Source organism: Streptococcus sp. SR1, from assembly GCF_000526075.1.
GTDB lineage: Bacteria > Bacillota > Bacilli > Lactobacillales > Streptococcaceae > Streptococcus > Streptococcus halitosis.
Window position 1 is genome coordinate 47591 of record NZ_JATR01000008.1, and the last position, 25284, is coordinate 72874.

Annotated in this window: 11 protein-coding genes and 1 other RNA gene; 2 read left to right on the forward strand and 10 right to left on the reverse strand. The window is 43.4% G+C overall.

All coding sequences use genetic code 11. The annotated features are described in order from the left end of the window. Positions 1-76: 76 nt before the first annotated feature. From cbpF to HMPREF1518_RS02115, 8 genes are all read right to left on the reverse strand, one after another. Positions 77-1072: a choline-binding protein CbpF gene (cbpF, locus tag HMPREF1518_RS02085; protein WP_033583795.1), complete on the reverse strand. Its 996-nt coding sequence runs from the start codon at positions 1070-1072 to the stop codon at positions 77-79. 99 nt (positions 1073-1171) lie between these two features. Continuing rightward, the gene (locus HMPREF1518_RS02090) at positions 1172-1861 is read right to left on the reverse strand and encodes a response regulator transcription factor (protein ID WP_033583798.1); all 690 of its coding nucleotides are present in this window, start codon (positions 1859-1861) and stop codon (positions 1172-1174) included. 11 nt (positions 1862-1872) lie between these two features. Further along, positions 1873-3297 (reverse strand): NADP-dependent phosphogluconate dehydrogenase, encoded by a 1425-nt coding sequence (gene gndA, locus HMPREF1518_RS02095; protein ID WP_007518502.1) that lies wholly within the window; start codon positions 3295-3297, stop codon positions 1873-1875. Between the two features lie 75 nt (positions 3298-3372). Then, positions 3373-4815, reverse strand: coding sequence for a cell division site-positioning protein MapZ (mapZ, locus tag HMPREF1518_RS02100; protein ID WP_033583799.1), 1443 nt, complete (start codon positions 4813-4815; stop codon positions 3373-3375). A 12-nt stretch (positions 4816-4827) separates the two neighbouring features. Further along, positions 4828-5985 carry a THUMP domain-containing class I SAM-dependent RNA methyltransferase gene (locus tag HMPREF1518_RS02105; RefSeq protein WP_033583800.1) on the reverse strand — a complete coding sequence of 386 codons (1158 nt, stop codon included), beginning with the start codon at positions 5983-5985 and terminating at the stop codon, positions 4828-4830. 83 nt (positions 5986-6068) lie between these two features. Continuing rightward, positions 6069-6450, reverse strand: an RNA gene (gene rnpB, locus HMPREF1518_RS10565) — RNase P RNA component class B. 22 nt (positions 6451-6472) lie between these two features. Further along, entirely contained in the window at positions 6473-6799 is a 327-nt protein-coding gene (gene gpsB / locus HMPREF1518_RS02110; protein WP_033583802.1) for a cell division regulator GpsB, read from the reverse strand. Between the two features lie 69 nt (positions 6800-6868). After that, positions 6869-7396, reverse strand: a complete 528-nt coding sequence (locus HMPREF1518_RS02115) for an SLOG family protein (RefSeq protein WP_033583804.1) — start codon at positions 7394-7396, stop codon at positions 6869-6871. 66 nt (positions 7397-7462) lie between these two features. On the opposite strand from HMPREF1518_RS02115, the gene recU reads away from it, so the two are divergent. Both recU and pbp1a read left to right on the forward strand, forming a co-directional pair. Then, positions 7463-8059: a Holliday junction resolvase RecU gene (recU, locus tag HMPREF1518_RS02120; RefSeq protein WP_033583806.1), complete on the forward strand. Its 597-nt coding sequence runs from the start codon at positions 7463-7465 to the stop codon at positions 8057-8059. Further along, a complete protein-coding gene (gene pbp1a, locus HMPREF1518_RS02125; protein ID WP_033583808.1) occupies positions 8056-10230 on the forward strand; it encodes a penicillin-binding protein PBP1A in 2175 nt (724 codons plus the stop codon). Before recU ends, pbp1a begins: the two co-directional genes overlap by 4 nt. 167 nt (positions 10231-10397) lie before the next feature. On the opposite strand, the gene HMPREF1518_RS02130 is transcribed toward pbp1a, so the two are convergent. Both HMPREF1518_RS02130 and HMPREF1518_RS02135 read right to left on the reverse strand, forming a co-directional pair. After that, on the reverse strand, positions 10398-18647 hold the full coding sequence (locus HMPREF1518_RS02130) for an SIALI-17 repeat-containing surface protein (protein ID WP_033583810.1): 8250 nt from the start codon (positions 18645-18647) through the stop codon (positions 10398-10400). 140 nt (positions 18648-18787) lie between these two features. Further along, positions 18788-25204: a SpGH101 family endo-alpha-N-acetylgalactosaminidase gene (locus HMPREF1518_RS02135; protein WP_081730786.1), complete on the reverse strand. Its 6417-nt coding sequence runs from the start codon at positions 25202-25204 to the stop codon at positions 18788-18790. Positions 25205-25284: the final 80 nt, after the last annotated feature.

A 25284-nucleotide genomic window follows, 5' to 3' on the forward strand; every position in this document is an offset into this window, starting at 1 on the left:
AGTAGTATTTTCTCCTATCTATTTTATTATATTTTCACAAAAAAAGCGATTGTTTCCTTCACAATCGCCTCTTTCATTATTGAACCCACTCGCCATTATAGTTGACCGAATAGCCTTCTACGGTCGTATTCACTGCTAAAGCACCTGAGCTGTAAGCGTAGTACCATTTGCCATTGACCTGGAACCAGCCTGTCTTCATATCTCCATTACTTGCATGTAAGTAGTACCAAGTCGAGCCTTCCTGATACCAGCCAGTTGCCATAGATCCTGATGAACGGAGATAGTACCACTTGTTCCCAAGGTATTGCCAGCCCGTTTTCATATCGCCATTTGGTTCATCTAAATAATACCAAGTTGAGCCTTCTTGATACCAGCCAGTCGCCATTGCTCCTGATGAACGGAGATAGTACCACTTATTGCCAAGTTGTTTCCAACCAGTTTGCATGATACCAGTTTCTGGATCTAGATAGTACCAAGTTGAGTTATCATTGGTCCAGCCACGCACTAGCTCCCCAACCGTTAAACTGTCGATACGAGCATCGAAGCTACCATCCTCCTGTAAATAATACCAATGCCCTTCGTCAGAAATCCAACCAGTTTTTAAAGTGTGATAGCTACGCTGATCTCCAAAATAATAGACTCGTTTCTCTGCTGGACTATCATATTGTTCCCCATGATGTTTGTTGGTATTTGTAGCAGTTTTTGCTTCTAAAACTTGCTTGCCAACAAATTCTTGTAGTACCCCATCTTGACCAAAGTAAAACCAATCTGGTCTAAAAGCAACATCTTGCCTTAGAGAAGAACCAATCGTAACCCCTTTGTGTGGAGCAGGTATATATTGCCAGCCGACAACCATCTCTCCAGATAAAGGATCAAAATAATAGTACTTACCATCAATCACTCGCCAGTAGGTTTCTTTGAGTTCTCCCTTCTTATAGTAGGTTCTACCATTTTCTTGGACAAATTGCCAGCCTTCTGAATCAGTATCATCCGCAAAGACGGTGCTTGTCGCTAGCAAAGCAAAGCAAAAGACTGCGAGTCCAACTTGCATCATTATTTTAAATTTTTTCATTAGATCTTTCCTCCATAACTGATTGTAGCAAAGACTTTATTGTATGTCAATATATAGAAATTTCTCAAAAAAAGCAGTTACAAAACTGCAACTGCTTTTCTATTCTTGCATGGTGTACCCAACACCACGCACGGTTTTAATGTAGCTTTTTTGACCTTTTACATCAAGCTTGCTACGTAGATAACGGATATAAACATCCACGATATTGGTTTCTGTCGCACTTTCGTACTTCCAAACACTTTCCAACAACTGCTCACGAGTCAAGACCTTCTTGCTTCCCATGAGAGTGGCCAAAAGGTCATACTCACGGCGCGTCAGAGCAATCATCTCCTCGCCACGATAAACGGTATGATGTTCTACATCCATACGCAAATTGCGGTAAGACGTTGGGACCTTCATCTGACTACAGTGTTGGTCGATAAAGTCCCGACCTCGGAAAATCGCTGAAATACGAGCCACCAGCTGATCAATAATCACTGGCTTATAGATGTAAGAAACGGCGAAGCGCTGGATTGTCTCAATCTGGTCTTGCAATTCTTCGCGATGGTCCAAGACCATTATCACTGAGGCAGATTTTGTCCGACTCAGCCTCTCTGCAAAATCCTGGGCCGTCATATCCCCCAGACGAGCATTCAGTAAAATCAAGTCATAATCTATCTGGAGAGCCATGGAGAGGGCTTTTTGTCCCTCCTCGACCAGATCAACACGGTATTGCTCTTTTTGGAGTTCCAGACTGAGAAAATGAGCGAGATTTCGTTCTTTCTCAAGTAATAAAATCCGTTTCCCCATGGCAGACCTACTTATTTCTCGTCATACCAAGAGTAGTGGAAGATTCCTTCTTTGTCTTTACGTTGATAAGTGTGTGCACCAAAGTAGTCACGTTGTGCTTGGATCAAGTTTGCAGGAAGGTCTGCTGAACGATAGCTATCAAAGTAAGTAATAGCTGCTGAGAAGGTTGGCACTGGTACACCAGCTTGAACAGCAAGAGCTACGATATCACGAACTGCTTGTTGGTACTTAGCAGTAACATCCAAGAAGTACTCATCCAAGAGAAGGTTTGCAAGATCAGCATCGCGGTTGTAGGCATCTGTAATCTTTTGCAAGAAACGAGAACGGATGATACAGCCATCACGCCAGATAGATGCGATATCCGCAAATGGCAAGTTCCAGTTATTTTCTTTAGAAGCCACACGCAATTGGGCAAAACCTTGTGCGTATGAGATGATTTTTGAGAAGTAAAGGGCTTGACGGATCTTTTCGATCAACTCAGCCTTGTCACCTTCAAACTTGAAGGCAGCTGGTTTTGGAAGGACTTTGCTAGCATGTACACGCTCTTCTTTGTATGTAGAGATGTAGCGGGCAAATACTGACTCAGTGATAAGTGACAATGGCACACCAAGGTCAAGTGCTGATTGGCTAGTCCATTTACCAGTTCCCTTGTTACCTGCAGCATCAAGGATGTAGTCTACGATTGGTCCATCTTGACCTTCATCATCTTTACGGCTCAAGATATCAGCTGTGATTTCGATCAAGTAGCTGTCCAACTCACCCTTGTTCCACTCAGTAAAGATTTCAGCCATGTCTTCTGCAGAAAGGCCTAGCAAGTGTTGCATCAAGTCATAGCTTTCTGCGATCAATTGCATGTCACCATACTCGATACCGTTGTGGACCATTTTCACATAGTGACCAGCTCCATCAGGACCGATGTAAGTCACACATGGTTTGCCATCTTCTGGTGCTTTAGCTGAGATTTCTTCGAGAACATCCGCAACCAATTCGTAGGCTTCTTTTTGTCCACCAGGCATGATAGAAGGACCTTCAAGGGCACCTTTTTCACCACCAGAAACTCCAGTACCGATAAAGTTGATACCTGAGTTTGCCAATTCTTCATTACGACGGATAGTATCTTTGTAGAAAGTGTTTCCTCCGTCAATCAAGATATCACCCTTGTCAAGGTGGGGAAGAAGGGCTTGAATAGTAGCGTCTGTACCAGGCCCAGCTTGAACCATCAGCATGATACGACGTGGTTTTTCGATTGAGTTTACAAAACTTTCAACGTCATAGCTTGGTACAAAGTTCTTTTCAGGATGGCAAGCAATTACGTCTTCTGTTTTTTCTTTACTACGGTTGTAAATGGCAACTGTATAACCACGAGATTCGATATTTAGGGCAAGGTTACGACCCATTACGGCCATACCTACGACACCAAAGTTAGCTTTTGTCATGTGACACTCCTCTTATTTAATTTGTTTTATTTTATCATTTTTACCTATGAAAGAAAAGAATTTTGTAACGGACTCCTAATAGTCCAAGTCATCTGCATGGCCAGAACCATTCCCTACAAAGTAACCAGTCTTACAGTTGAGGGTGAAGAGGTAGGTTCCATCTGGTTTGTAGAGGTTGTAATAGCCGTTTCCGTTTACAATATTGACACGTTCGAGAATGTATTGGTTGCCAGTGATATAGCCACGAGCACGTGAGGTTGCTAGGATTTGTTCCAATACACCATCTGCAAACGTCCAAGCAGGGTTATTGCTATCGTCTACAGCTGATTGGTTGTAGGGTACACGACTAGCACTTCTTTGAAGATTAACCCCATCGCCAGATAAACCACCATTTGTATCTCTAGCCGGTGCTGTGGTACTTGTTGAAGGCGTCGTACTGCTTGCACTGCTTTCTGTAGCTGAACTTGAGCTTGCTTGACTCGTGCTAGAACTTGAGCTGGAAGCACTGGTTTGTTGACTCTTACCAAGACTAATCGCCTGATCTAACAGTTTATCAAGCTCTGTATTTCCCGTTTTAACTTCCGTGAACTTAGCATCCGCCTTGGCTTTAGCATTGGTATTCAAGACACCATCAGTAATAGCTGGACTTTCAAAGAGGGCGTTGACATCTTGAATGGCCTCGATTTGAGTTGCTAGGCTATCGTATTTTGACTTAGCTAGTGTATAATCACGGCTACCTTCTAACTTATCCAGTAAGGTTTTTAGCTGGCTCAACTTATCGAACTGGCTATTTTTTAAAGCAGTCTTATTGGCATCTGTATAGAAGGAATCATAAAGCGTATTGAACTCTTGCAAGTCGGTTTGCGATTCTTGATTTCCTGAAGATGCTTGAGAAGACTGAATTTCTTGGTTTGAACGAGATACCTGACGGTAAACATAATACGTCCCAGCAAGAACAAGAATCGCAGCTACCACAGAAACGATAGTAATCAGACGTTTCTTTTTAGAGCCTGTTTCAGGTTCCGTCTGTACTGATCGTGATAGGGAAGTATAGGTTTCTTCTTGTTCCTCATTTTCCTCATTCATTTCCTTGGATGCTGTTTCTGTTAAAACGAGAGGCTCCATTTCAGTACTTTCTTCATCTTGAAGTGGAGGAACAAACTGAGTAGTTTCTTCATTGTCTATCTCTTCAATAGATTCCTCGGAAACCACATCTGAACCTTCTACCTCTCCAGAAAGTTCACTTGTTTCACGAACTTCTTGGATCAATTCCTCTAAGTTTCGAGTAGAAGCCAATTCTTCTTTTTCAAACTGACGAGTTTCGAACTTATCTGCCTCGATCTCTTCGCGGTGCTGTTTGATGTATTTGTCCAAGATATTGTCTTCAGGCAATACTCCAGCCTCAACCTCCTCATTCTTACGAATTGCTTGACCAACAGTCAAATCTTTTGCTTCGTCAAAGTCGAATTGTGGCTCTTGCTGTTCTTTTTTATGACGATCATGTCTTTTCTTGCTCATGAGTTTACCTTTCTATTTTACCTCTTGGCGTTTCACACGCTGACCAAAGTATTGATACAAATCCACTTTTAAGGTCCCGTTATAGAGTTTTCGTTTTTTATCCGCTGGACTTCCGTACTTACTTTCAAAAGCTTCATCACTCGTCAGGATAAACTTACTCCAGGTTTTCAGTGGTGCAAAGACCTGTCCCATCTCAGCATAAAGTTTCGTAACTCCTGCATCATCGGACAAACGCTCCCCATATGGTGGATTGGAAATGATAACGCCATTAATCTTGTCAGTGCGCAAGTCCTGTACCCGCATTTGCTTAAAGGTGATATCACCTGCGACACCTGCTGCTTGAGCATTTGCCTTGGCAATTTCCACCATGCGAGCATCTATATCACAGCCCATAATGTCCAGCTCAAGTTCACGATCAATTTTCTTAGCCGCCTCTGTGCGAACTTCTTGGATTAACCGATCGCTGACCCAGTTCCATTCCTCAAAAGCAAAGGAACGGCGAAGTCCTGGAGCCATCTTTCTAGCAATCATAGCCGCCTCGATGCAGAAAGTTCCTGAACCACAGGTCGGATCAATCAAGGGCTTGTCTGGATACCAGTTAGAAAGTTGCAAAATGGCCGCTGCCATATTTTCCTTGATAGGAGCTCCACCTTTTTCCGTACGATAACCACGTTTAAAGAGGCTAGAACCTGTCGTGTCAATCATAACAGTTGCCACATCCTTAAGGATGGATACCTCAATCTTAAACTCAGGACCAGTTTCCATCAAGGGAATTCCTTCTGGGCGGGCATAGTGTTTTTGTAATTTCTTCACAACAGCTTTCTTAGAAATGGCCTGAACACTGGGCTCGTTATGAAGTTTTGATTTAACACATTTAGCCTTTGAAATCGGGAAACGCGCCCCAAGCGGGAGATAGTTTTCCCAATCTAGAGCCAAAACACCTTGAAAAAGCTCTTCAAAGGTCTTAGCTGGAAAGCTTCCGACTACAATCTTGATGCGATCCGCTGCACGAAGCCAAAGATTGGTCTCAATGATTGCCTTCACATCTCCTTGGAAGCGGACACGTCCATTCTCAACCTGGCAATCATAACCCAGATCTCGCACTTCTCGTCCAACGACAGCCTCAAGACCCGCCGCAGCAGTTGCGATTAAATTAAATTGTTCTTTCATTTCTAGTCTTGCAGGACCTTTCTCTTGTTCACTTTAAAAAATGAGGTTGAGAAAGATTTCTCAGCCTCAACCTATATGCAATTTTCTATAAGCCATGTTTTGTTCCAGAAGTGACTAGGACCACTTCCTTCGATAATCATCTGTCTACCGCTAACAGCATAAATCTGCTAGCAGTCAGAGTACTACGTTCGTTTCCGTGCACTCCATGCCCCGACCAAAATTTGGGTTGCTAGCTTGAGGGGTTTACCGCGTTCCACTCTCTCTGTTTCCAGAAAGACTCCGTCACTGTGGCACTTTCAAGCCTATTCTGACCTATCCGAAGACTTAGCCATTTCGACTGCCGTAACGATCACTCGTCCCTAGGCTTATGGATTCGCCTAGCACAAACACTACAGGCATCACAGCCTGTGCTAGCATGGACTTTCCTCATGAAAAGAGAACCTCTTCACGCGATTATCCAAAAATTGCACTCATCCCTTATTCAATATCAATCTTGGTTGTCTAAGATTTGCTTACCAAATACTTCTTTTTCGAGACGATTTAAGCGTTTCAAAATATCAAAGTTTGTCATTGAAGTAGAAGCTGTTACTTCAATAGAGTCTGGTTGAGTTGGAGTCGCCTGTGGTTTACGAGACAACTCCTCCTTCAAATCGGCAATTTCTTGGCGAAGGGATTTAACCAAAGCTGCGTAGGTTTCATAATCCTTAATCACATCATCGAGGAATTCATCCACCTCTGCTCTGCTATATCCACGTACTTCGCGTCCAAACTCTTGTTCAAAAATATCTTTTGCTGAAAATATAATACTTGCCATGTCTCTCTCCATTCTGGGTTACTAGTATTATTATATAAAAAAATACAAGTAAAAATCAAGGTCAAAGGGTTACTTTTCAGAAAAATTTTCTGCTAGTTCATTTAACTCATCAAATGTTAATTGCCTTGTAACATAGTCCGCTTGATTTTTTATCATTTGGTAAAAATATTGTAACTTAGTTTTGTTTTCTTCATCATAAAAAAGATAGCAAATATCTGTGTTCTCCAGTAAAAATTTCTGATAATCACGTAGTTGTCCCTTGTGTTCATACTGTGGATAGGCATATTTGACAAAATCAACTTGCTTGAATTCGCTCAACTTCACTTGATTGGCTTCATTCCAGTTACTGCCATGGGTTTCAAAATCAAAAATGGTCGCCAGCTGAAATTCATAGTCTATTTTCATGTCTTTCGCCACCTGAAGCACCCAGTACTCAAAGCCCAGAGCCCCAGTAAAGACAAGCCAGGTCACCCCTTCCTCTGCTAGACGCTCCAGGTCTCTCCGAATAGCTGTTTTGATAATATCAACGCGAATATCCTTGTCATTAAAGAGACCAAGGTCGAAGGCAGAATAACCTGAAATCAAGGCTGTTGTCATTTTTAACCCTTTCTTTGTAAATTTATGATATAATAGAGTGATGTTATTGTACCAATAAGGAGAATTATGGTCAACTATCCACATAAAATTTCATCACAGAAGAGACAAGCTCCCCCGTCACAAACTAAAAATTTCGCAAATCGGGGAATGTCTTTTGAAAAGATGATCAACGCTACGAACGATTATTACTTGTCGCATGGGATGGCAGTGATTCACAAGAAACCAACTCCCGTCCAAATCGTACGTGTTGACTATCCCCAACGAAGTCGAGCCAAGATCGTTGAAGCCTACTTTAGACAAGCCTCAACCACAGACTATTCAGGGGTTTATGATGGATATTACATCGACTTTGAAGCAAAGGAAACTAGGCAAAAACATGCGATTCCGATGAAGAATTTCCATCACCATCAGATTCAGCATATGGAACAGGTCCTTGCCCAGCGAGGAATCTGCTTTGTCCTTCTTCACTTTGCTTCTCAGCAAGAAACTTATTTATTGCCGGCTGTTGACCTGATTCGTTTCTATCATCAAGATAAGGGACAAAAGTCAATGCCACTTGGATATATTCGAGAAAATGGATATAGGATTGAGCTGGGTGCCTTTCCCCAGATTCCCTATCTCGATATTATCAAAGAACATTTACTAGGTGGTAAAACAAGATGAACAAACAAAATATCCTGCGAATAGCTAAATATATCAGTATCTGCTTCTTAACTGTATTTATCGCAGCTATTATGCTGGGCGGAGGTCTCTTTCTCTACTATGTTAGCAAGACTCCAGCCCTATCTGAAAGTAAACTAGTTGCTACAACGTCAAGTAAGATCTATGATAGCAATGATGAACTTATCGCTGATCTTGGATCGGAACGTCGGGTCAATGCCCAAGCAAACGAAATACCGACCGATTTGGTCAACGCTATTGTTTCGATTGAGGACCATCGCTTCTTTAATCACCGAGGAATCGACACGATCCGTATCCTAGGTGCTACCCTACGAAACCTTCGTGGTGGTGGAGGTCTGCAAGGAGCTTCCACCTTGACGCAGCAGTTGATTAAGTTAACTTATTTCTCTACGTCAACTTCTGATCAGACTCTTTCTCGTAAGGCCCAGGAAGCTTGGTTAGCCGTTCAGCTAGAACAAAAAGCGACTAAGCAAGAGATCTTGACCTACTACATCAACAAGGTTTACATGTCAAACGGTAACTACGGAATGCAGACAGCTGCCCAAAGTTACTATGGCAAAGACCTTAAAGATTTGAGCATCCCTCAATTGGCCCTCCTTGCTGGTATGCCTCAGGCTCCAAACCAGTATGACCCTTACTCGCATCCAGAAGCCGCTCAAGAACGTCGTAATCTCGTCCTCTCTGAGATGAAGGGGCAAGGTTACATTTCAGCTGAGCAATATGAAAAAGCGATTAATACTCCGATTACAGATGGACTTCAAAGTCTAAAATCGGCTAATAGTTATCCTCCATACATGGATAATTACCTCAAAGAGGTGATTGACCAAGTTGAACAGGAAACAGGTTACAACCTTTTAACTACGGGTATGGAAGTCTACACAAACGTTGATTCTAAGGTCCAACAACGTCTCTGGGATATTTACAATACGGACGAGTATGTCAACTATCCAGATGATGAGTTACAGGTGGCCTCTACTATCGTTGATGTCACAAACGGGAAAGTCATTGCCCAATTAGGTGCTCGCCACCAATCAAGTAACGTTTCCTTTGGAATAAACCAAGCTGTAGAAACTAACCGTGACTGGGGTTCTACCATGAAGCCTATTACAGACTATGCTCCTGCTTTGGAATATGGCGTTTATGATTCAACTGCTTCGATTGTTCACGATAGTCCTTATAATTACCCTGGAACCTCTACCCCTGTCTATAACTGGGATAAGAGTTACTTTGGAAACATAACACTCCAGTATGCTCTCCAGCAATCACGGAATGTGCCGGCTGTAGAAACGCTAGAGAAAGTAGGGCTCGATCGTGCCAAGACCTTCCTAAATGGACTCGGTATTGACTACCCAAGCATACACTATGCTAATGCTATTTCAAGTAATACAACTGAATCTGACAAAAAGTATGGAGCAAGCAGCGAGAAGATGGCTGCGGCTTATGCTGCTTTTGCCAATGGCGGTATCTACCGTAAACCTATGTATATCAACAAGATTGTCTTTAGTGATGGCAGTTCAAAAGAATTCTCTGATTCTGGTACACGTGCTATGAAAGAAACGACCGCCTATATGATGACAGATATGATGAAAACTGTCTTGGCATACGGAACTGGTCGAGGAGCCTACCTCCCTTGGCTACCACAAGCTGGTAAAACTGGTACGTCAAACTATACAGATGATGAGATTGAAAACTACATTAAAAATACGGGTTATGTAGCTCCGGACGAAATGTTCGTTGGCTATACTCGTAAATATTCAATGGCAGTTTGGACAGGTTACTCAAATCGTCTTACTCCTATCGTTGGTGATGGCTTCTATGTCGCTGCTAAGGTCTACCGTTCAATGATGACTTATCTCTCTGAAGATGATCATCCTGGTGACTGGACTATGCCTGAGGGCCTCTACAGAAGTGGAGAATTCGTATTTAAAAATGGTGCTCGTTCTACATGGACTACACCTGCTCCACAGCAAACCCCATCAACTGAAAGTTCAAGCTCGACATCAGAAAGCTCAACTTCACAGTCTAGCTCAACTACTCCAAGCACAAATACAAGCACAAATAATAGTACGACTACCAATCCTAACAATAATACGCAACAATCAAATACAACCCCTGGCCAACAAAACCAGAATCCGCAACCAGCACAACCATAACATTTATCACCCAGAGTATTCTGGGTGATTTTTTCATAGCAGTATCGTATTTATATGATTAGCAAAAGCCTGAGAAGAAATCTTCTCAGGCTTTCTGCGTACTATAAACCTCATTGGAAAAGATAGGAAACGGATTTTGCAATCTTGTTAAGAGGTTTTGTTGAATACTAGTCTTTCTTTGTTTTTGCTACAAAGAGAGCAGATAGGGCTAGGCTAACACCTGCTAGGAAGAGGGCTGTGTCAGATTGACTTTCACCAGTTGCTGGCAAGCTTTGTTCAGCTGTTTCTGGTCTAGCTATTTCTTGCTTATAATCTGGCATCTTACCTTGATCGGAAGCTAAAGAGCTAAGTTTAAACTCAGGTTTCTCTACTGTTGGAGCGGCTTGGTTACCTACTGTCGATAATGGGCCTGTGTACTCTGGTACTTCATGTACCAAAGCTTCAACTGCATTGACACCGCCCTGGAACTCATGCTTCTCAACTGTCGGAGCTGGTTGGTCACCTACTGTCGATAATGGGCCTGTGTACTCTGGAAGCTCATGTACCAAGGCTTCAACTGCATTGACACCACCTTGAAACTCAGGTTTCTCTACTGTTGGAGCAGTTTGGTCACCTACTGTTGCTAATGGGCCTGTGTAGGCTGGTACTTCATGTACCAAGGCCTCAGTTGCATTGACACCACCCGTGAATTCAGGAACCTCAAGAACGGGTGCTGGTTCTTCGCCCTTGCTTGATTGAACAGCTTCTTCTGTTAATTCTTGATAGAAGCTCGCCAATTCATAAAACTCAGCCTTGCCGCCTTCCCAGACTAATTTGACGTCTAGAAGAGAGCCACCATTTCGGATAGCAAAAGTTTGGAGACTAGATGTAATGGCACCGAGGTCTAGCCAACTGTCTTGGCCATCCTTAAGTGTTCTAGCAAGAACACGTGCTTGCGCTCCTTCAGGAAGACTGGAAACGAGACGAAGGTGGTTCGCTTTGGTTGATTCAGACAAGTGATAAACCAACTCGCCCTTATCTTTTTCAGACTTGTAGCTGGTCAAGACTTTGCCGTCTACAAGATTATTATAAAGGTTGCCCTGGCTTTCTCCACTACTTCCTTCTACTGTTGGATCATTGATTGGTTTGACAAATTCACCATCGTTGATGACCAATTCTGTAAAGCCTACAAAACGGGCGTCATAGTCTGCTGTATAGAGGACACGGAGATAGTTAGCCTTAACTGGTGTCGTCAATTCACCCTCGATATAGCGATTTCCTGGCATCTTAGAATCATGTGTCCAACCATCTGTCAATGAATCATCGTGTTGGCTATTGGCCACACCATCTCCTACTGTCACGACATCTGTCCAAGTTTTACCGTCTTGGCTGACTTGGATCTTCCCATCACGAAGGTAGTTTTGAGTTCCGTCTTGGATGTAGGCTCTGATCTTCTTGATGGTACGTTCGCTACCAAGTTTCAAGGTTACGTGACCATCTTTATGGGCGTAGTCTGAAAACTCAACGAAGTTGTTATAAACACCGTCAAATAGTTGATCTAGGTTGTTCAGCTTACGAACATCATTGCTTCCGTATGTTGGATGAATGCCCATTGTTGTAGATTCTAGTTTGGTTGGTTGCACTTCTTTAGTCGTCACAAGGAGAGAAGTGGCTGTCACAGCTTGTTCCTGATCTGTTTTATTGACCAGACGCACATAACGTACTAAGTGGCTTGCTGCAGATCTATCAGTCAACTGGCTAGCTGGCATCCATTCTTGCGCATTTGCAGAGTACTCAAGACTAAGAGCTGGGTTGGCCTGACCTTTGAGCTGGATGCTCTTGATTTGATGGATACGGTCAAGCTTCATACCTAGATAGCTATGAGCAGGGAGTTTGGTTCCAGCTGGAATTTGAAGTTCATAATGTCCCAAGCTATCCACTACCGGCGTTTCCTTCAAGGCATCAACGTTGGTGTCCGTTAACTCACTGTTTCCAGAGCGTGTCTCAACAGAGAAGTCTTGGATACGCCACCAGAGGTCGAGGGCCTTGGTATTGCGTACTCGGATGTAGCGAGCATTGATTGCTCTAGTCACTTCCTTGGTTTGCTCACCTGATAGGCGATCCAACTCTTGCCATGCAGTTCCATCTGTAGAGTACTCAAGTACACCTGCGGCAAGCTTATCACCCGTTCCTTGGCGAAGTCGTACTTTAGTGACTGACTTGACTTCACCGAGGTCAAGTTGTGCCCAGGCATCTACTGGTGTCGTATTGCTACCGTCAGCATTTGCCATCATGGCTTCTGTATTGTCCTTGCCATCAGTGATTTGACGGGCTGAGGTATTTAGTTTGTAAACTAGATTTGAGCTTAGACTAACTGTCGTTGCTTGTTGGCTACGAGCTTTTTCAACTGGACGGTTGACTGCAATTTCCTGAACTGCAAACCAAGTGTTCTCGCGGTCTGCTGTCGCAATCATGCGAACTGCCTTGGCCTTGATGTTGAGATTCTCAAACTTAAGCAGGGATTCATTTCCGACATAGCTTGGCTCTTTCAAGGTTACCCAGTTGTCATTTTCATCTAGATACTGCACTTCTGCCTTACTAAAAGTATCACGCGGATTTGCCTGCGTTCCCATAGCAAAGGTCAAGGTTTGAATCGCTACTGGCTTGTTGAACTTCATACCAATATAATCACCTGTCTTGATGCTATTTGGTGATTTAATAATCGCATGAGTTGCCAAGTCGCCATCCGTCACTTCTGCCAAACCACCCTCTACACCTGTTCGATTGGTGATAAAGGTGCTGATGATTTGATCTGGGTGCAAGACTTTTTGAACTTCAGACGCTAGAACTTCTTTCAAGGATAGGATAAATGGACGAATATGTTGAACACCCAATTCAGCTTTTTCCATATGGTCTACATAATGGAAGGTGTGAGTTTGAGACTGTTCGTACAATTTCAAACCTTTATAGTAGCTATCCCAAAGTTTGGCTGCATCGTTTGTAGCTATGGCTTCAGTTCCTGTAAGGAAGGCATCGAGAGCATTCATTTGGTCGATTGCATTATCTAACCAATAGTGGATTTGGGCAACCATTTTTTTATCGCCTGATGCTTTATAGAGTTCGGCTGCTTCTTTAATCTTGGCAAATTCTGCACGCAAGGCTGCACGTTCAGCAGTCACATCCTGACCTGCTTTGAGCTTGGTCATGAAGTCTGTTAATTTTGGAGCCAAGTCTACAGATTCTTCTAGTTTGACGACACGATTATCCATGTTTTGGTTGATCATGTGCTTACCAAGTTCACGGAAGGCTGCCGATACCTTGCTATCTTCAAAATGACTATTTTCTACAAAGTTGAAGGCAATATCATTGATTTTCTTAGCTTCTTCTTCCGATTTCCACTGTTTCCATGAGTATTGAGCTCCTGCAAAGAGGGCTATTTTAGATGGTTCAGACTGTTGCATTGGGTTCAACATGATACCAGATAGCAAGCTTGGATCCACATTTGGATGAAGGAATTTCTCACCACCACCTAGAATCAAGTGTTGTTTCGAGTTATCTGTTACAGGCCAGTTAATCCAAAGTGAAACTGGGCGATAGGTCTTGCCACCTGCGGATAGATTGTTCTTGAGAGTTGAAAGGAAGCTTTCAGAGACTTCACCCCAAATCTTACCACCCGTCAAGGTCATGGATGTTGAACTTGGGAGATTTTCATTGAGGGATTTCAACTCGTCCTCACGTCCATTACCCCAATACTGGCCAGGAACAAAGATCATTTCTTTGCGAAGACCGCTGTAAGTTTCCTGCATTTCAGTCAACCACTTGGTCATATCTTGCATCAAGCGGTTGTAGCTATTGTAGCCTCCGACTGGGCTTGGAGCATCATCTGCAAGGATACCAAATTCACGGACACCCACTTTCATCAACTGGGTAAATTTAGCCTTGATGGTTGCCAAATCTTCTTGGTAATGCGCTTCATTTCCAAAGCGGATGCGGTTGTTCATGAATGGATGGATAGTCCAGACATAGCGGGTTTTACTTTGATTTCCGACACGAGCAAGTTCACGGATTTCAGCTAGTTTTTCTTCTGGATAGAGTTCACGCCATTTCTTGTTGTGATATGGATCATCTTTTGGTGCAAAGAAGTATTGGTTCAATTTCAAATCGCCACCATAACGCATGAGCTCTGCACGATCGGCATTCGACCATGGATTTCCATAGTAACCTTCGATGAAACCACGGTTCTTGAGCTCTGCGTAATCTTCTACTGTCACATTGCGAAGGACTGGCACTTGGCTTTCCTTGAGCATGTGTTTCAAGGTTGTCAAACCATAGAAAACTGCATCAGTGTCTTTTCCGACGATGGAAATCGAATTATCCTTGATGCTCAAGACATAGGCGTCAATCTTGTCAAAGAGACCTGCTGAAACCTTGGACAAGTTTTGCTCTGCTTGTGAACCTTGTCCATGCACTCCAAGATAGATATTGGTTGCGCCAGCGATTGCTGCCTTACCAGTTGTATAAGATACTTGATTGTCCTGCAAAACACTCTTCAAGCGATTGCGAGTATAGATATCGAGCTGATCGCCCATGACCAGATTGACTTGCTTGCGAAGAGCTGTGACACCTTCTCCATAAGTCACTTTTTGTGGAGTTGGGAAGACCTTGTACTCTTTCTTGAGATAGTCTGCGCTCTTGCTAGCAGCTGCAATGCTGTCTTCGCTAGCTGGTTTACTTGCAGTGAATTGATCTGCCAATTCAACTGTTCCATCACCGGTTTGGTCTACTTTTGGTTTTTCTGGTGTAGTTGGTTTTTCTGGTTGACTTGGTGCAGGCGTTTCTTGCTCTTCTTTGACAGGTTTCAATAGATGAACTTCAGCTGCACTTGCAAAACCACCAACGCCTTCCAATACTTTCAATTCAATCTTGTTGGTATGCACCGCCGCAAAGTTGACTGTTTTTTCTTGGGCGTTGTTGTCCCAGCTTCCTTCTGAAACCTTGACCATTTGGCCATCTTTTTGTGCGTAGATTTCGTAGCGCGTCACAACACCATTTCCACCACCTGGGCGTGGGAGATACGTCAAGCCATTGACTTTTTCTGCTTCTTTCAAGGTCATAGTAAGGGTGTATGGCGCAGTGTCACCAGTCCACTTAGTATGCCAGAAGGTATTTGGATCATTGTCAAAGGCCTTTTCAACAGCACCTTCAGTCGCGTTTCCTGGAAGTTGCTGACTGCTTGCGGTTGCTGTAATCTTATCATTTGAAATCAAGCGAGGATTTACAAATGGTTTGTCTGACAACTCTGCACTATGCAAGATTCCTTTGAATCCACCGATGCTTTCAAGCGGTAGTACCAAGCTATTGTGGGCAAAGCGAGGGTGAGCTGGATTTGCGATACGTTCAATCTTTTCACCATCTACATAGACTTCAGTTGACTGTGGTTTGGTCACAATAGAGATTTGATAACGTTTATTCTTTTCAAGTTTTTTCTTGAATTGGATATGGAACTGTTCAAATTGATACGCAAGATAGCCGTCTTTATCAGCTAGATAGATACGGTTGTCCCCACTTGTTGAGAAGGTTTGTTCTCCGTCTCCAGTGACAGTCACATCAAACTTCAAGACGTGACTTGGACCAACATCACCTGCCAATCCTTCGATACTGCTGTCTTTCTCAAAAGCCAATCCTTGCTCGCTTGTCTTCACCTTCTTGCTTGCATAGTTCTTGGCTGTTTCAGGGTTGATGGTAAACAAGTCGCTTTGATCAATCTCTTTATCAGGATTTGACTGTGGCGCATAAGGACTCGTTGGTAGGGTGCGTTCTGCAAAGGTCGCAGCTGCACGGTCAGATCCCCAAGTGCGCTCCGCAGTGGTTTGCATGCTCTTGAAGAAGCGTTTAAAGATGTCATAAGAGGTCAAACCTGTCTCATGAAGGTCGATATTGTCATTCCAAACTGCGTGCCCACCACCAAGGATACTTGGATGAGAAGCTTCTAGTAGTGGACCCCCACCTGTTCTAAAATCATTCGGTGTCCAACTATTATATTGAGTTTCATAGTTAGCATAATCACCATAACCAGCTTGACGATTATCTCCATTTGGGACACTATACGTCGGCACATCCGTGATGTTGATAATCTTAGCTCCCTGAGCAATAGCTTCTTTTGGTTGCTGCCAGCCAATGCTCCAGATATCAACTTCTACTCCGTTCCAATCAACCGCTGTTTTACCTCGTTTCGCACTGAGTGAGCCCCAGATACGAGGGGTATAGCCTTTTCCTTTAATGTATTTGATAAGGTCATTGACATAGCGGCGATAGCTTTCTCTGCTGCCATAGTATTCATCCGTTCCGATATGAACAGTGGACACGCCATGAAGCGGTGCATCTGGACCATCGAGGAGTTTATCATAAACGGATTTGACAAATTTAAGAGTTTCTTCGTACTTGTTATCCAAGTCTAGCATGGCTACGCGCTCAACATTGTGCTTGCCTGCATAATCGCTCAGACTACCTTGATACATGAGGTCTGGGCGGACTTTGACAAAGGACAAGGCATGACCTGGTGTGTCAATTTCTGGCACTAGGTTGATATGCAAGGCCTTGGCAAGTTTAATCAGATTTTGCATTTCTTCTTTGGTATAATGCTCATCTGATGTTAATTTTTGACCATTCTTACCGACAATATCTGTCTCCACACGGAAACCAGTCTTGGCATGTTCAAGTACATACTTGAGTTGTTCTTCTGGAGTTAAATTCTTACCTGCCAAGTGTTCCTTAAGGAAGATATAGTTATCATTAAGGTGCAACTGCAAGTCGTTCATCTTGTAGTAGGCCATGTTGAGCATGATGTCTACAAGAGTGTCATAAGGGATAAATTTACGACCTGTATCTAGCATAAAGCCACGGTGGCTGAAACTTGGGAAATCACGAATTTCGCCATTTTGTAGGTCTGTTTCTCCCATTTGAAGAAGAGTCCGAGTGGCGTAAAAGGCTCCTGTATTTGTGGCAGCTTCGATGGTAATCACATCATCTTGGATAGTGATGCCGTAGCCTTCCTTACCGTACCCCTTGTTTTCAACCTTTTTAAATTCGATTCGTTTTTGAGCCTGCTTGTCACCTGTCGCCAGTTCCAATCCACGGCTGGCAAGATCCGACTGGTAGAAGGTTGCAGCCTGATCAAAGCCTGAATCTCCTGTCGCAAGAACTGTATCTGAAGTGATAGAAGATTGGCCTTCTTTCCCATACCATTGTTGAACAGCTGGTGCTACTTTTGGTTTCACACCCACACCTTCGTCCTGATGTAGCCCCTTGATGACTACTTCAAATTCCTTAGTGAAAGTATGGCTGTCTTTGATTTGCTGCACCATAACCTTAACGCGTTGATCTGTCAGAGGTTTATGGATACGATTTTGAAGGTCAATTACACCTTGCTTGTTGCTTCCGATAAGGCTAACTTTCCCTGGTAAAGTTGGTAAGACAAGAGACTGTCCGTCTTCTGCTACTGTTAGTTCGGTTACTTGGCGGATATCCGTTACCTTACTATGGTCCGGAACGTTAGAATAAGCTCGAATTTCTTGGATTCCAACATTTCTCCAACCCATTGTGCCCGCTTGATAGTCGTTAATTTCTAACTTAAGATATTTAGCTTGAATACTTTCAGCTAGATCTACTTTCTCATCTAAAACAGGTTCTCCGGTTTTGGTATGAGCGAGTTTCCATTGTTTTTCTCCGTTAGCCCCCACATCTTCTTGACCTGCGTAGTAGAGACTCCAAGATTTGATATTTGGGTCATTTTGCCCATTACGAAGACGACGATCCCAGTCAATTTCTACATGCTTGATGAGGGTCGTTTTTGGAAGAGTTAATTCGAAGGTTGGTTTTGGTACATCTTTGTCTGTAGCCCAACGAGTATTGTCATCTCCATCGATGGCCTTATCTGCAGTAAAGTTGGTCCCAGTCTCATGGTTGCTCGCCTGAGCAGTAGCACCTTCGAGATGGTTGATATCTTCTCTATCTTCGATTGTCTTTTCAGCTGGTTTTACTGCGGGTGTAGTGGTTTCCGCAGGTCGATTTTCTGCCTTTGGTGTTTCAACCGGTTTCGGCGTTTCTGCTGGTTTGGGACTTGCAGGACTTATCTCTGGTTTTGTCTCTTCACTTGCTGCAGGATTGGTTCCCTCATCAGTCGCTGGAGTTCCTTCATGACTTGCTTCTGTTGCAGCTTCTGCATCCGCCTTTTCAAGCGCAGCGGCTAAATCATCCGGTAACTTATCCAGGGCTTGAACATGAGTGATACTCCCCTCTGTCTCTGAAGGTGTTACTGTTTCTGCCGCCTGAACCATATTGGCGCCAAAGATACTAGCACCAATCATAACGGAGGCTGCACCGATTGCAAATTTTCTTATACTATAGTGACAGCGTTTCTCAAAAAAATGTCTATCCATCTTTCTCCTATTCCTTTCATCCGCATACATGAGTAAGCGGTATCATTTCTCCTTTGAAAAAGGAGAGAACCAAGAGGTCCTCTCCGGCTGTTTGTTCCTTTTTGATTCGAGTTGCTTTGAACTGCTAAAATCAAATCTCATTAATCTTCTTTACGTTTTGTCGCAAGGACCGCAGCAGATAAAGCGATGCTCACACTTGCTAAGAAGAGGGCAGCTTCTGAACCATGTTCTCCTGTAGCAGGAAGTTTCTCTTCTTTATCTTCCAGAGTTTTGGCATCAGCTACTGTGCTTGGAGTGAGCGGGTACTCAGGTTTTTCAACTGTTGGAGCTGCTTGATCTCCAGCAGTAGCCAATACACCTGTGTAGGCTGGTTTCTCGTTTACCAAGGCTTGGACCGCATTGACGCCGCCCTTAAACTCTGGGACTTCATTGACAGCTGCTTCAACTGCATTAACCCCACCCTTGAACTCAGGAACTTCATGTACAGCTGCTTCTGCTGCATTGATGCCACCTTTGTATTCTGGGGCCTCATTGACAGCTGCTTCAACCGCATTGACGCCTCCCTTGAACTCAGGAACCTCATGTACAGCTGCTTCTGCCGCATTGACGCCGCCTTTGAACTCAGGTACATCAAGAACTGGTGGTTGCTCTTCACCCTTGCTACTTGTTGGAGCGTCTGGTTTCGTAGCAGAATCTTTTAATTGGTTGAGATAGTCTGCGAAGTAGGCAACCATTCTTTCCGTCAAGAGATGGTTATCCGTCGCATATTTCATGCTCGCCTGAACTCCTGCCACTTCCTCTTGATTGTCTTTGTCTGTTAATTTCTGCGCCTTAGCCAAAGCTGCCTCATAGCCTGACAAGTCAAGAGGTGTTTCTGCTACTTGTGGACGAGTAAAGATGAGTTCCGCTGCAGATTGGTATTTATCTCCACCATCTCCGTATGTCTTGGTACCAGTAAGGACAATTTTCTTAGCCTTGATTGTCTTGCCAAAGTCAATGTCTTTTGGCTTGTTGTTATCTGGCCAATCTGTCACGGTGAAGGTATGCTCCTTGCCAGACTCATCTGTGACAACCAGTTTCACATCACGCAAGTTACCATTTGAACCTGATCCACGTGGAACGTAGCGAAGTCCTGTGATTTCAGTTGGTTCTTTCAAGACCATGGTTGCAGGCTTGCCTACATCTCCACCATTCCAAGATGTATGCCATAGACTAGATACATTTCCATCAAAGGCATTCTCTAGACCTTCACCTGGTTGAGCTGGCGCATCCAAACTTTCAAAGTCTTCTGCTACCAAGGCTGTCTTCTTCTGAACCAAAGCATTCTTCAGAGCTTCAATCTTGGCAATCTCTGCACGCGCTTCTTCCACACTGATATCATCATCTGCCTGACTGAGGTTAAAGACCGCCTCTTTCAAAGCATCCATAGACTCTTTCGTATAGTTGGTCATGGCAACCGTTGGCAAGTAGTTCTTCAGAGCATTTTCTGTCAACATCTTACCTGTTAGCGTAATTTCTTCGATGTGAAGATTGTCCATCATGAAGTCGTTATAACCACGGAAGTTGGCATTTCCGCCAGCATCTCCACGAGTATTGCTTGCGTTCCCAGTTGAGTAGATACCTACCCAAGTATCTCCTGTTTCTGCACCAGTCACAAGGAAGGTTGCCTTCTTGGCTTTCTTAGAATCTGTCCAAGTATTTGGCAATTCATGCATTTCCAAGTTGCTTGCTTGAGTACCACGACGACCTGACTGGAATTCTCCCTTGCCAACTACAAAGGCATAGGTATTGTCAGAACCTGCTTCGTATTCAAAGGTTACACGGTAGGTCTTACCAGCTTCAAATCGGAAGTTTTGTGGGATGGTTTGGTAAACCAAGTTACGACGGCTAACTAGTCCATTGGTCTTCAATGACCAATTTCCATCGATAACATCATCAACTTTCTTACCGTTCCAACCACGTTGTGTATATGGATCATGCTTTTCAGACAAGTGAGTACGGTTATCTTCAACACCTTCGACACCGCCCACTACGAATGGGAAGATACCCTGAGCAACATTTTCAAAGTCTTGTTTGAAGGTGCCTTTACCTGTATCATGGTTTTCTCCGTACATGCTTGAATTATTTTCAAAGGTACGAATTTCATCAAAGTAAGTTGCTTCATCACCAGCTTCACGACTCAAAGTCAGAGTAACATTTGATACGTCAGATCCAGTTGTAAAAAAGGCGTACATGTTTTGGAAGTAACTTGTATCATCAACTGTAGCATTTTCACGACGATTGTTATGAGCATAAGCTTTGATATAGTTGAGAGCGAGTGACTTATTGGTATAGGTAGTCACTTCTTTCTCGCCAGTATTCACTGTGATACTTGCCTTAGCATTACTACGGTTATCAACACCGACATAAACCGCATACTTGGTATTTGGTTTCAAGCCAGTCAGTTTCTGAGTAAGGCTGACCTTGCTCTTGTTGCCTTGGATACGAAGCATTTCATTTGCGCCTTGTGATTTGACAATTTCTGCCTTGGAAGCATCACCAGAAATGGTCCAGTGTTTCAAGGTTCCACTGTTAAATCCTTGGTCATAGATGTGCATGCCTTCGCTCCATGACATTTCAGGATTGGTTTGTTTTGAACGATAGAGAACGTATGGTTGATTTGCTAGAAGGTCTAGGGTAATCTTGCCATCTTTTACAGTTAATTCTTGCTCTTCTGTCTTACCTTGGTCAGTTAGCTTGTAAAGGTAAACCTTGCTATTTGCCCAATCGCTCGGAAGTGTCCAAGTTGTTGCACCAGCTTGCGTATTGAAGTAGTACATCTTTTCCTTATCAGCAGGAAGTTTCTTACCATTTGCATCCCAGTTCCAAGGAGTCAAATAAGCTGAACCATCTTGGATAACACGTCCGTTGAGAGTCACTGTACGTTCGCGATATTGTGGGCTATTGACATCGTTTGACTTACGAGTTACAACAACCTTGTTACCTGCTGCATCGACTAGCTCAACCTTCATTTCTGGAGTCCATTTATAGGTGCTACCATTATCGGTCATGGTAACTGGTGTACCATTTTCCCATTTACTTACAGTGAAGTGTTGGAAGTACTTAGTCATGACGTCATGGGCAAATAAGTTGGTTACATAGCCATTGTAATCACTCCGTCCTTGCCATCCTTCAAAGTCTTTCATGCTGTAGCCACCTAGAAGTGGGTAATTGGCTGCACCACCGTAACTTCTATAGTCCCCTACCCAAGCATCTTTTTGATGGTTACGAATAAAGCGCGTGATGGCACTGTTGATACCTTTATTGGTGTAGCCACCATAGGTCAAGTCAGCTGCCCAGTGATGGAAGGTAGAGTCGTACTCACCACCGTGTCCCCACTCAATCGCAAAGCGCCAGCCTTGTTTATTGATTTCTTTTGCAAGAACGTGGGTAGCCCAGGCACCGTTATCACCTGATTGACCATTACCCCAAACGTCCACATAGATAAAGTCGAGACCTTCACCAAGTTTTTTCTTCAAGTCTTCCCAGCGAGCCAAACGTCCATGCGCCAAGTCATAAGCAGCATCAATGTTGATACCTTGGTCTAGCCAGTTCCAGCCGTAGCTATAGCTTTCATCTGGATTCTTACGAAGAATTTTTTCATTGAAGTACTTAGACTCAGGATAAGTTTCTGAAGCGTTAACGTGGATACCTAAATGAGCTCCATATTTCTTCGCTTTCTCAATCAAGGTCTTAAAGTCTTCAACACCACCGATACGCTTACCAATATCAGCATAATTCAAGTGGCCTGAGTCATGGCCTTCGCTACCATATCCTTTAAGGAGAACACCTTGTCCTAGACCATCTGTGTGAAGATTGATCTTCTTGATACCATCCAAGGTCATAAGGAATGGGTTTTGTGCTTGTGAGCCAAAGTTCATCGCGATACGATAAGCTGTAATATCCTTAACTTTTTCCCAACCTTGAGGGTTGTTCATGATGCTACGATAAGCAATGGCACCATCCTGCCAGTCGACTTTCTTGTCCGCATTGGCATCTTCAGTGATAACAACCTTGGCACTTGGAAGTTCCTTAGTATACTCTGGGAAGACAATGCCCTTATAAGCTTTTTCCCATTGCCATTCAGAGCTATGAATTCCAACATAGTTGGCATTTCCGACTGTTTCCTTGTAAGCTGTCAAACGAGTCCAGTCATAAGAACCTCCACCGTAGCTGTTTTGAGAGTTGCTCCAAACACCTGCAGCAAGCTTATCTGTAGAAACAAATCCATACATGTAACCCTTGGCCAAGTCTTTCATTGGATTGGTTACATCGATATGATCATCTCCGCTGACATGGGTATTATTTGACATGGTTGCCCCGTCAAACTTAGCACCAGCTTGATCACTCGAAACAGAGACTAAAGCATTACCAAGGAAACTAATAGAAGAAAGTAGTTTTCTTTCGTCATCAATCTTTTGACCTGGAGTAACTTGATTGTGGTTGACAATCTTGGTCACATCAAAGTGCAACTGATTATCAACAACTTGCAGACGGACCGTCATTTCTGCATTGATAAGATTAGCATCATCGCGAAGCTTCATCACGTACTCTGCTGTTGTCTCATTGATTTTTTTGTAGGTAACTTCAGGGGTGACTTCGTGTTTGTTGATAAATACTTTATTGAACTGTTGGACTTGTCCTGGCAAGGTATGCCCGTTCAAACTGTATTCTTTAATACGAGGGAAGGCTTGGTCAATTACTGCCTTGAGTACCTTAGACTGGATCGTATCATAAGTCACCTTGCTATCGTCAACGGCCGGACCTGTTTCTTTCTGGGCAGGAGTATCATCTGATTTTACACCTTCTTGATTGTCTGTTTTAACGCTGACAACTGTACGCTCATTGCCATAGGAACCAGCTTTTAGGACGATTTTCTTCTCATTTTTGAGAGTTTCATTAACAGCTGCTGGCAAAGTGACCGTATCAAAGAGTTTCTCATCATTATTCGTTGCATTGAGTTGTCCATCTGATTTGAGGGTGATAGAAAGACGGTTTACAGAACCTGGTTCTGGTGCTGCTACACGGTTGCCCTTATACCAGGTGCTATCGGTTGGAGATTTATACTCCCAGAACCAGCCGTCCTTGTCATAACCAACAAAAACATTGTTCTTGGTATCTTTAAATTTCAAGAAGACACCAAAGCGTGATTTGCCTTTTTCAGAATCATCTTTGAAGGTTAAATCAACCGTCGCATTTCCATTAGCGTCAACTGTCAATCCTTGTTTTTCAAACAAGGCTGGTTTATCGCCATTGTCGTTCTGTGCAGTTGAGGACAATTGATTGTAGCGGACACCTTTTTCTTCACGAACCGTAACTGTTCCCTGTTGTTCTTTATTCGCTACTGTTTGCCATTCAGGGGTTACTGTCTTAGGTGTTTCAGGTTTAGCAGCTGCAGGTTTATCCTCTTTTGGTTTTTCTTCAGCCGGTTTTTCTTTCTCTTCCAAGTCTGCTGGTTTCACACTTGAAATTCCCTGTATGTGGTCTTGGATCCATTTTAGTTGAGCTGGTGAGAAGAGAATGCCTCCGCTCCGTTTTCCAACTACACCATTTTGGTGAACACCGACTAGTTTGCCTTCTGTATCAAAGATACCGCCACCACTAGCGCCTGGTTTCCCTCCTTGGTAACCAATCCCTTGGACACCTTCTCCGTATGGTTCCGCAAAATCAACTGTAGTATTGACAATCGGATTCAATTTCCCTTCTGGATAACCAAAGACATGAAGTTTATCTCCGATTTTCTTAACTACTGGCTTTTTAGTTACTTCAACAGGCGTATTTTCGAGAACTGTACGCAATCTCACAAGGGCCAAATCATTTTTGAAGCCCTTCAGGTAGCCTTCACGATCCCAATGAATAATATCTTTCTTGCTAAACTTGACATCTGGCAATCCTGGATAAGAGATACTATAGATATCTCCATCCCCTTGATCATTGTCCACAACCTTACGGATATTGCCGTCTTGACTGTCCTTGATAAAGTTATGAGAAACCGTCAAGACAAGGTCTTTTGCAACGACAATACCGCTACCTTCTCCTGATGGCGTCTTAATCTTAACAGTCGCGCCGTAGTTTAATTCCCCATTGGTAGTCTTAGCCACATCTTCTGGGACAAGCTTCCCAGTATCTTGGGCCAATTGATCCTTGTCAACTTCGCGCCCATTGTCTTCAGCTTTCTCCAACCTATCTTCTAATTCTTTTGGCAGATTGCTTGGCTTTTCAGACTTTTCTTTTTCTTGAGCCAACAACTCTTCTTCTGTTTGTGGGCCTTCAGTAGTTTCAGCTGAACCAGGATTCTGAGCGGCAGCTTCCTTGTCAAAATCGTGCCCCTCATCACTAGCCTTTTTATCCAAATCAGCTAGTTCACTTGGCAAATTATCTGTTGAACCAACCCTTGCTTGATCAGCCAATACTGGGGCAGTCGCAAAGAAAGTCGCTCCAATCATCACCGAAGCTACCCCAAGCGTAAACTTACGAATACTAAACTTACAGCGTTTTTCAAAAAATTGTTTATCCATAAACTCCTTAATCCTTTCACTCAACAGTAAGCGTTTACATTTCTTTTTTTAAAAATACTCCTTTCTCTGAAAGTACCGTG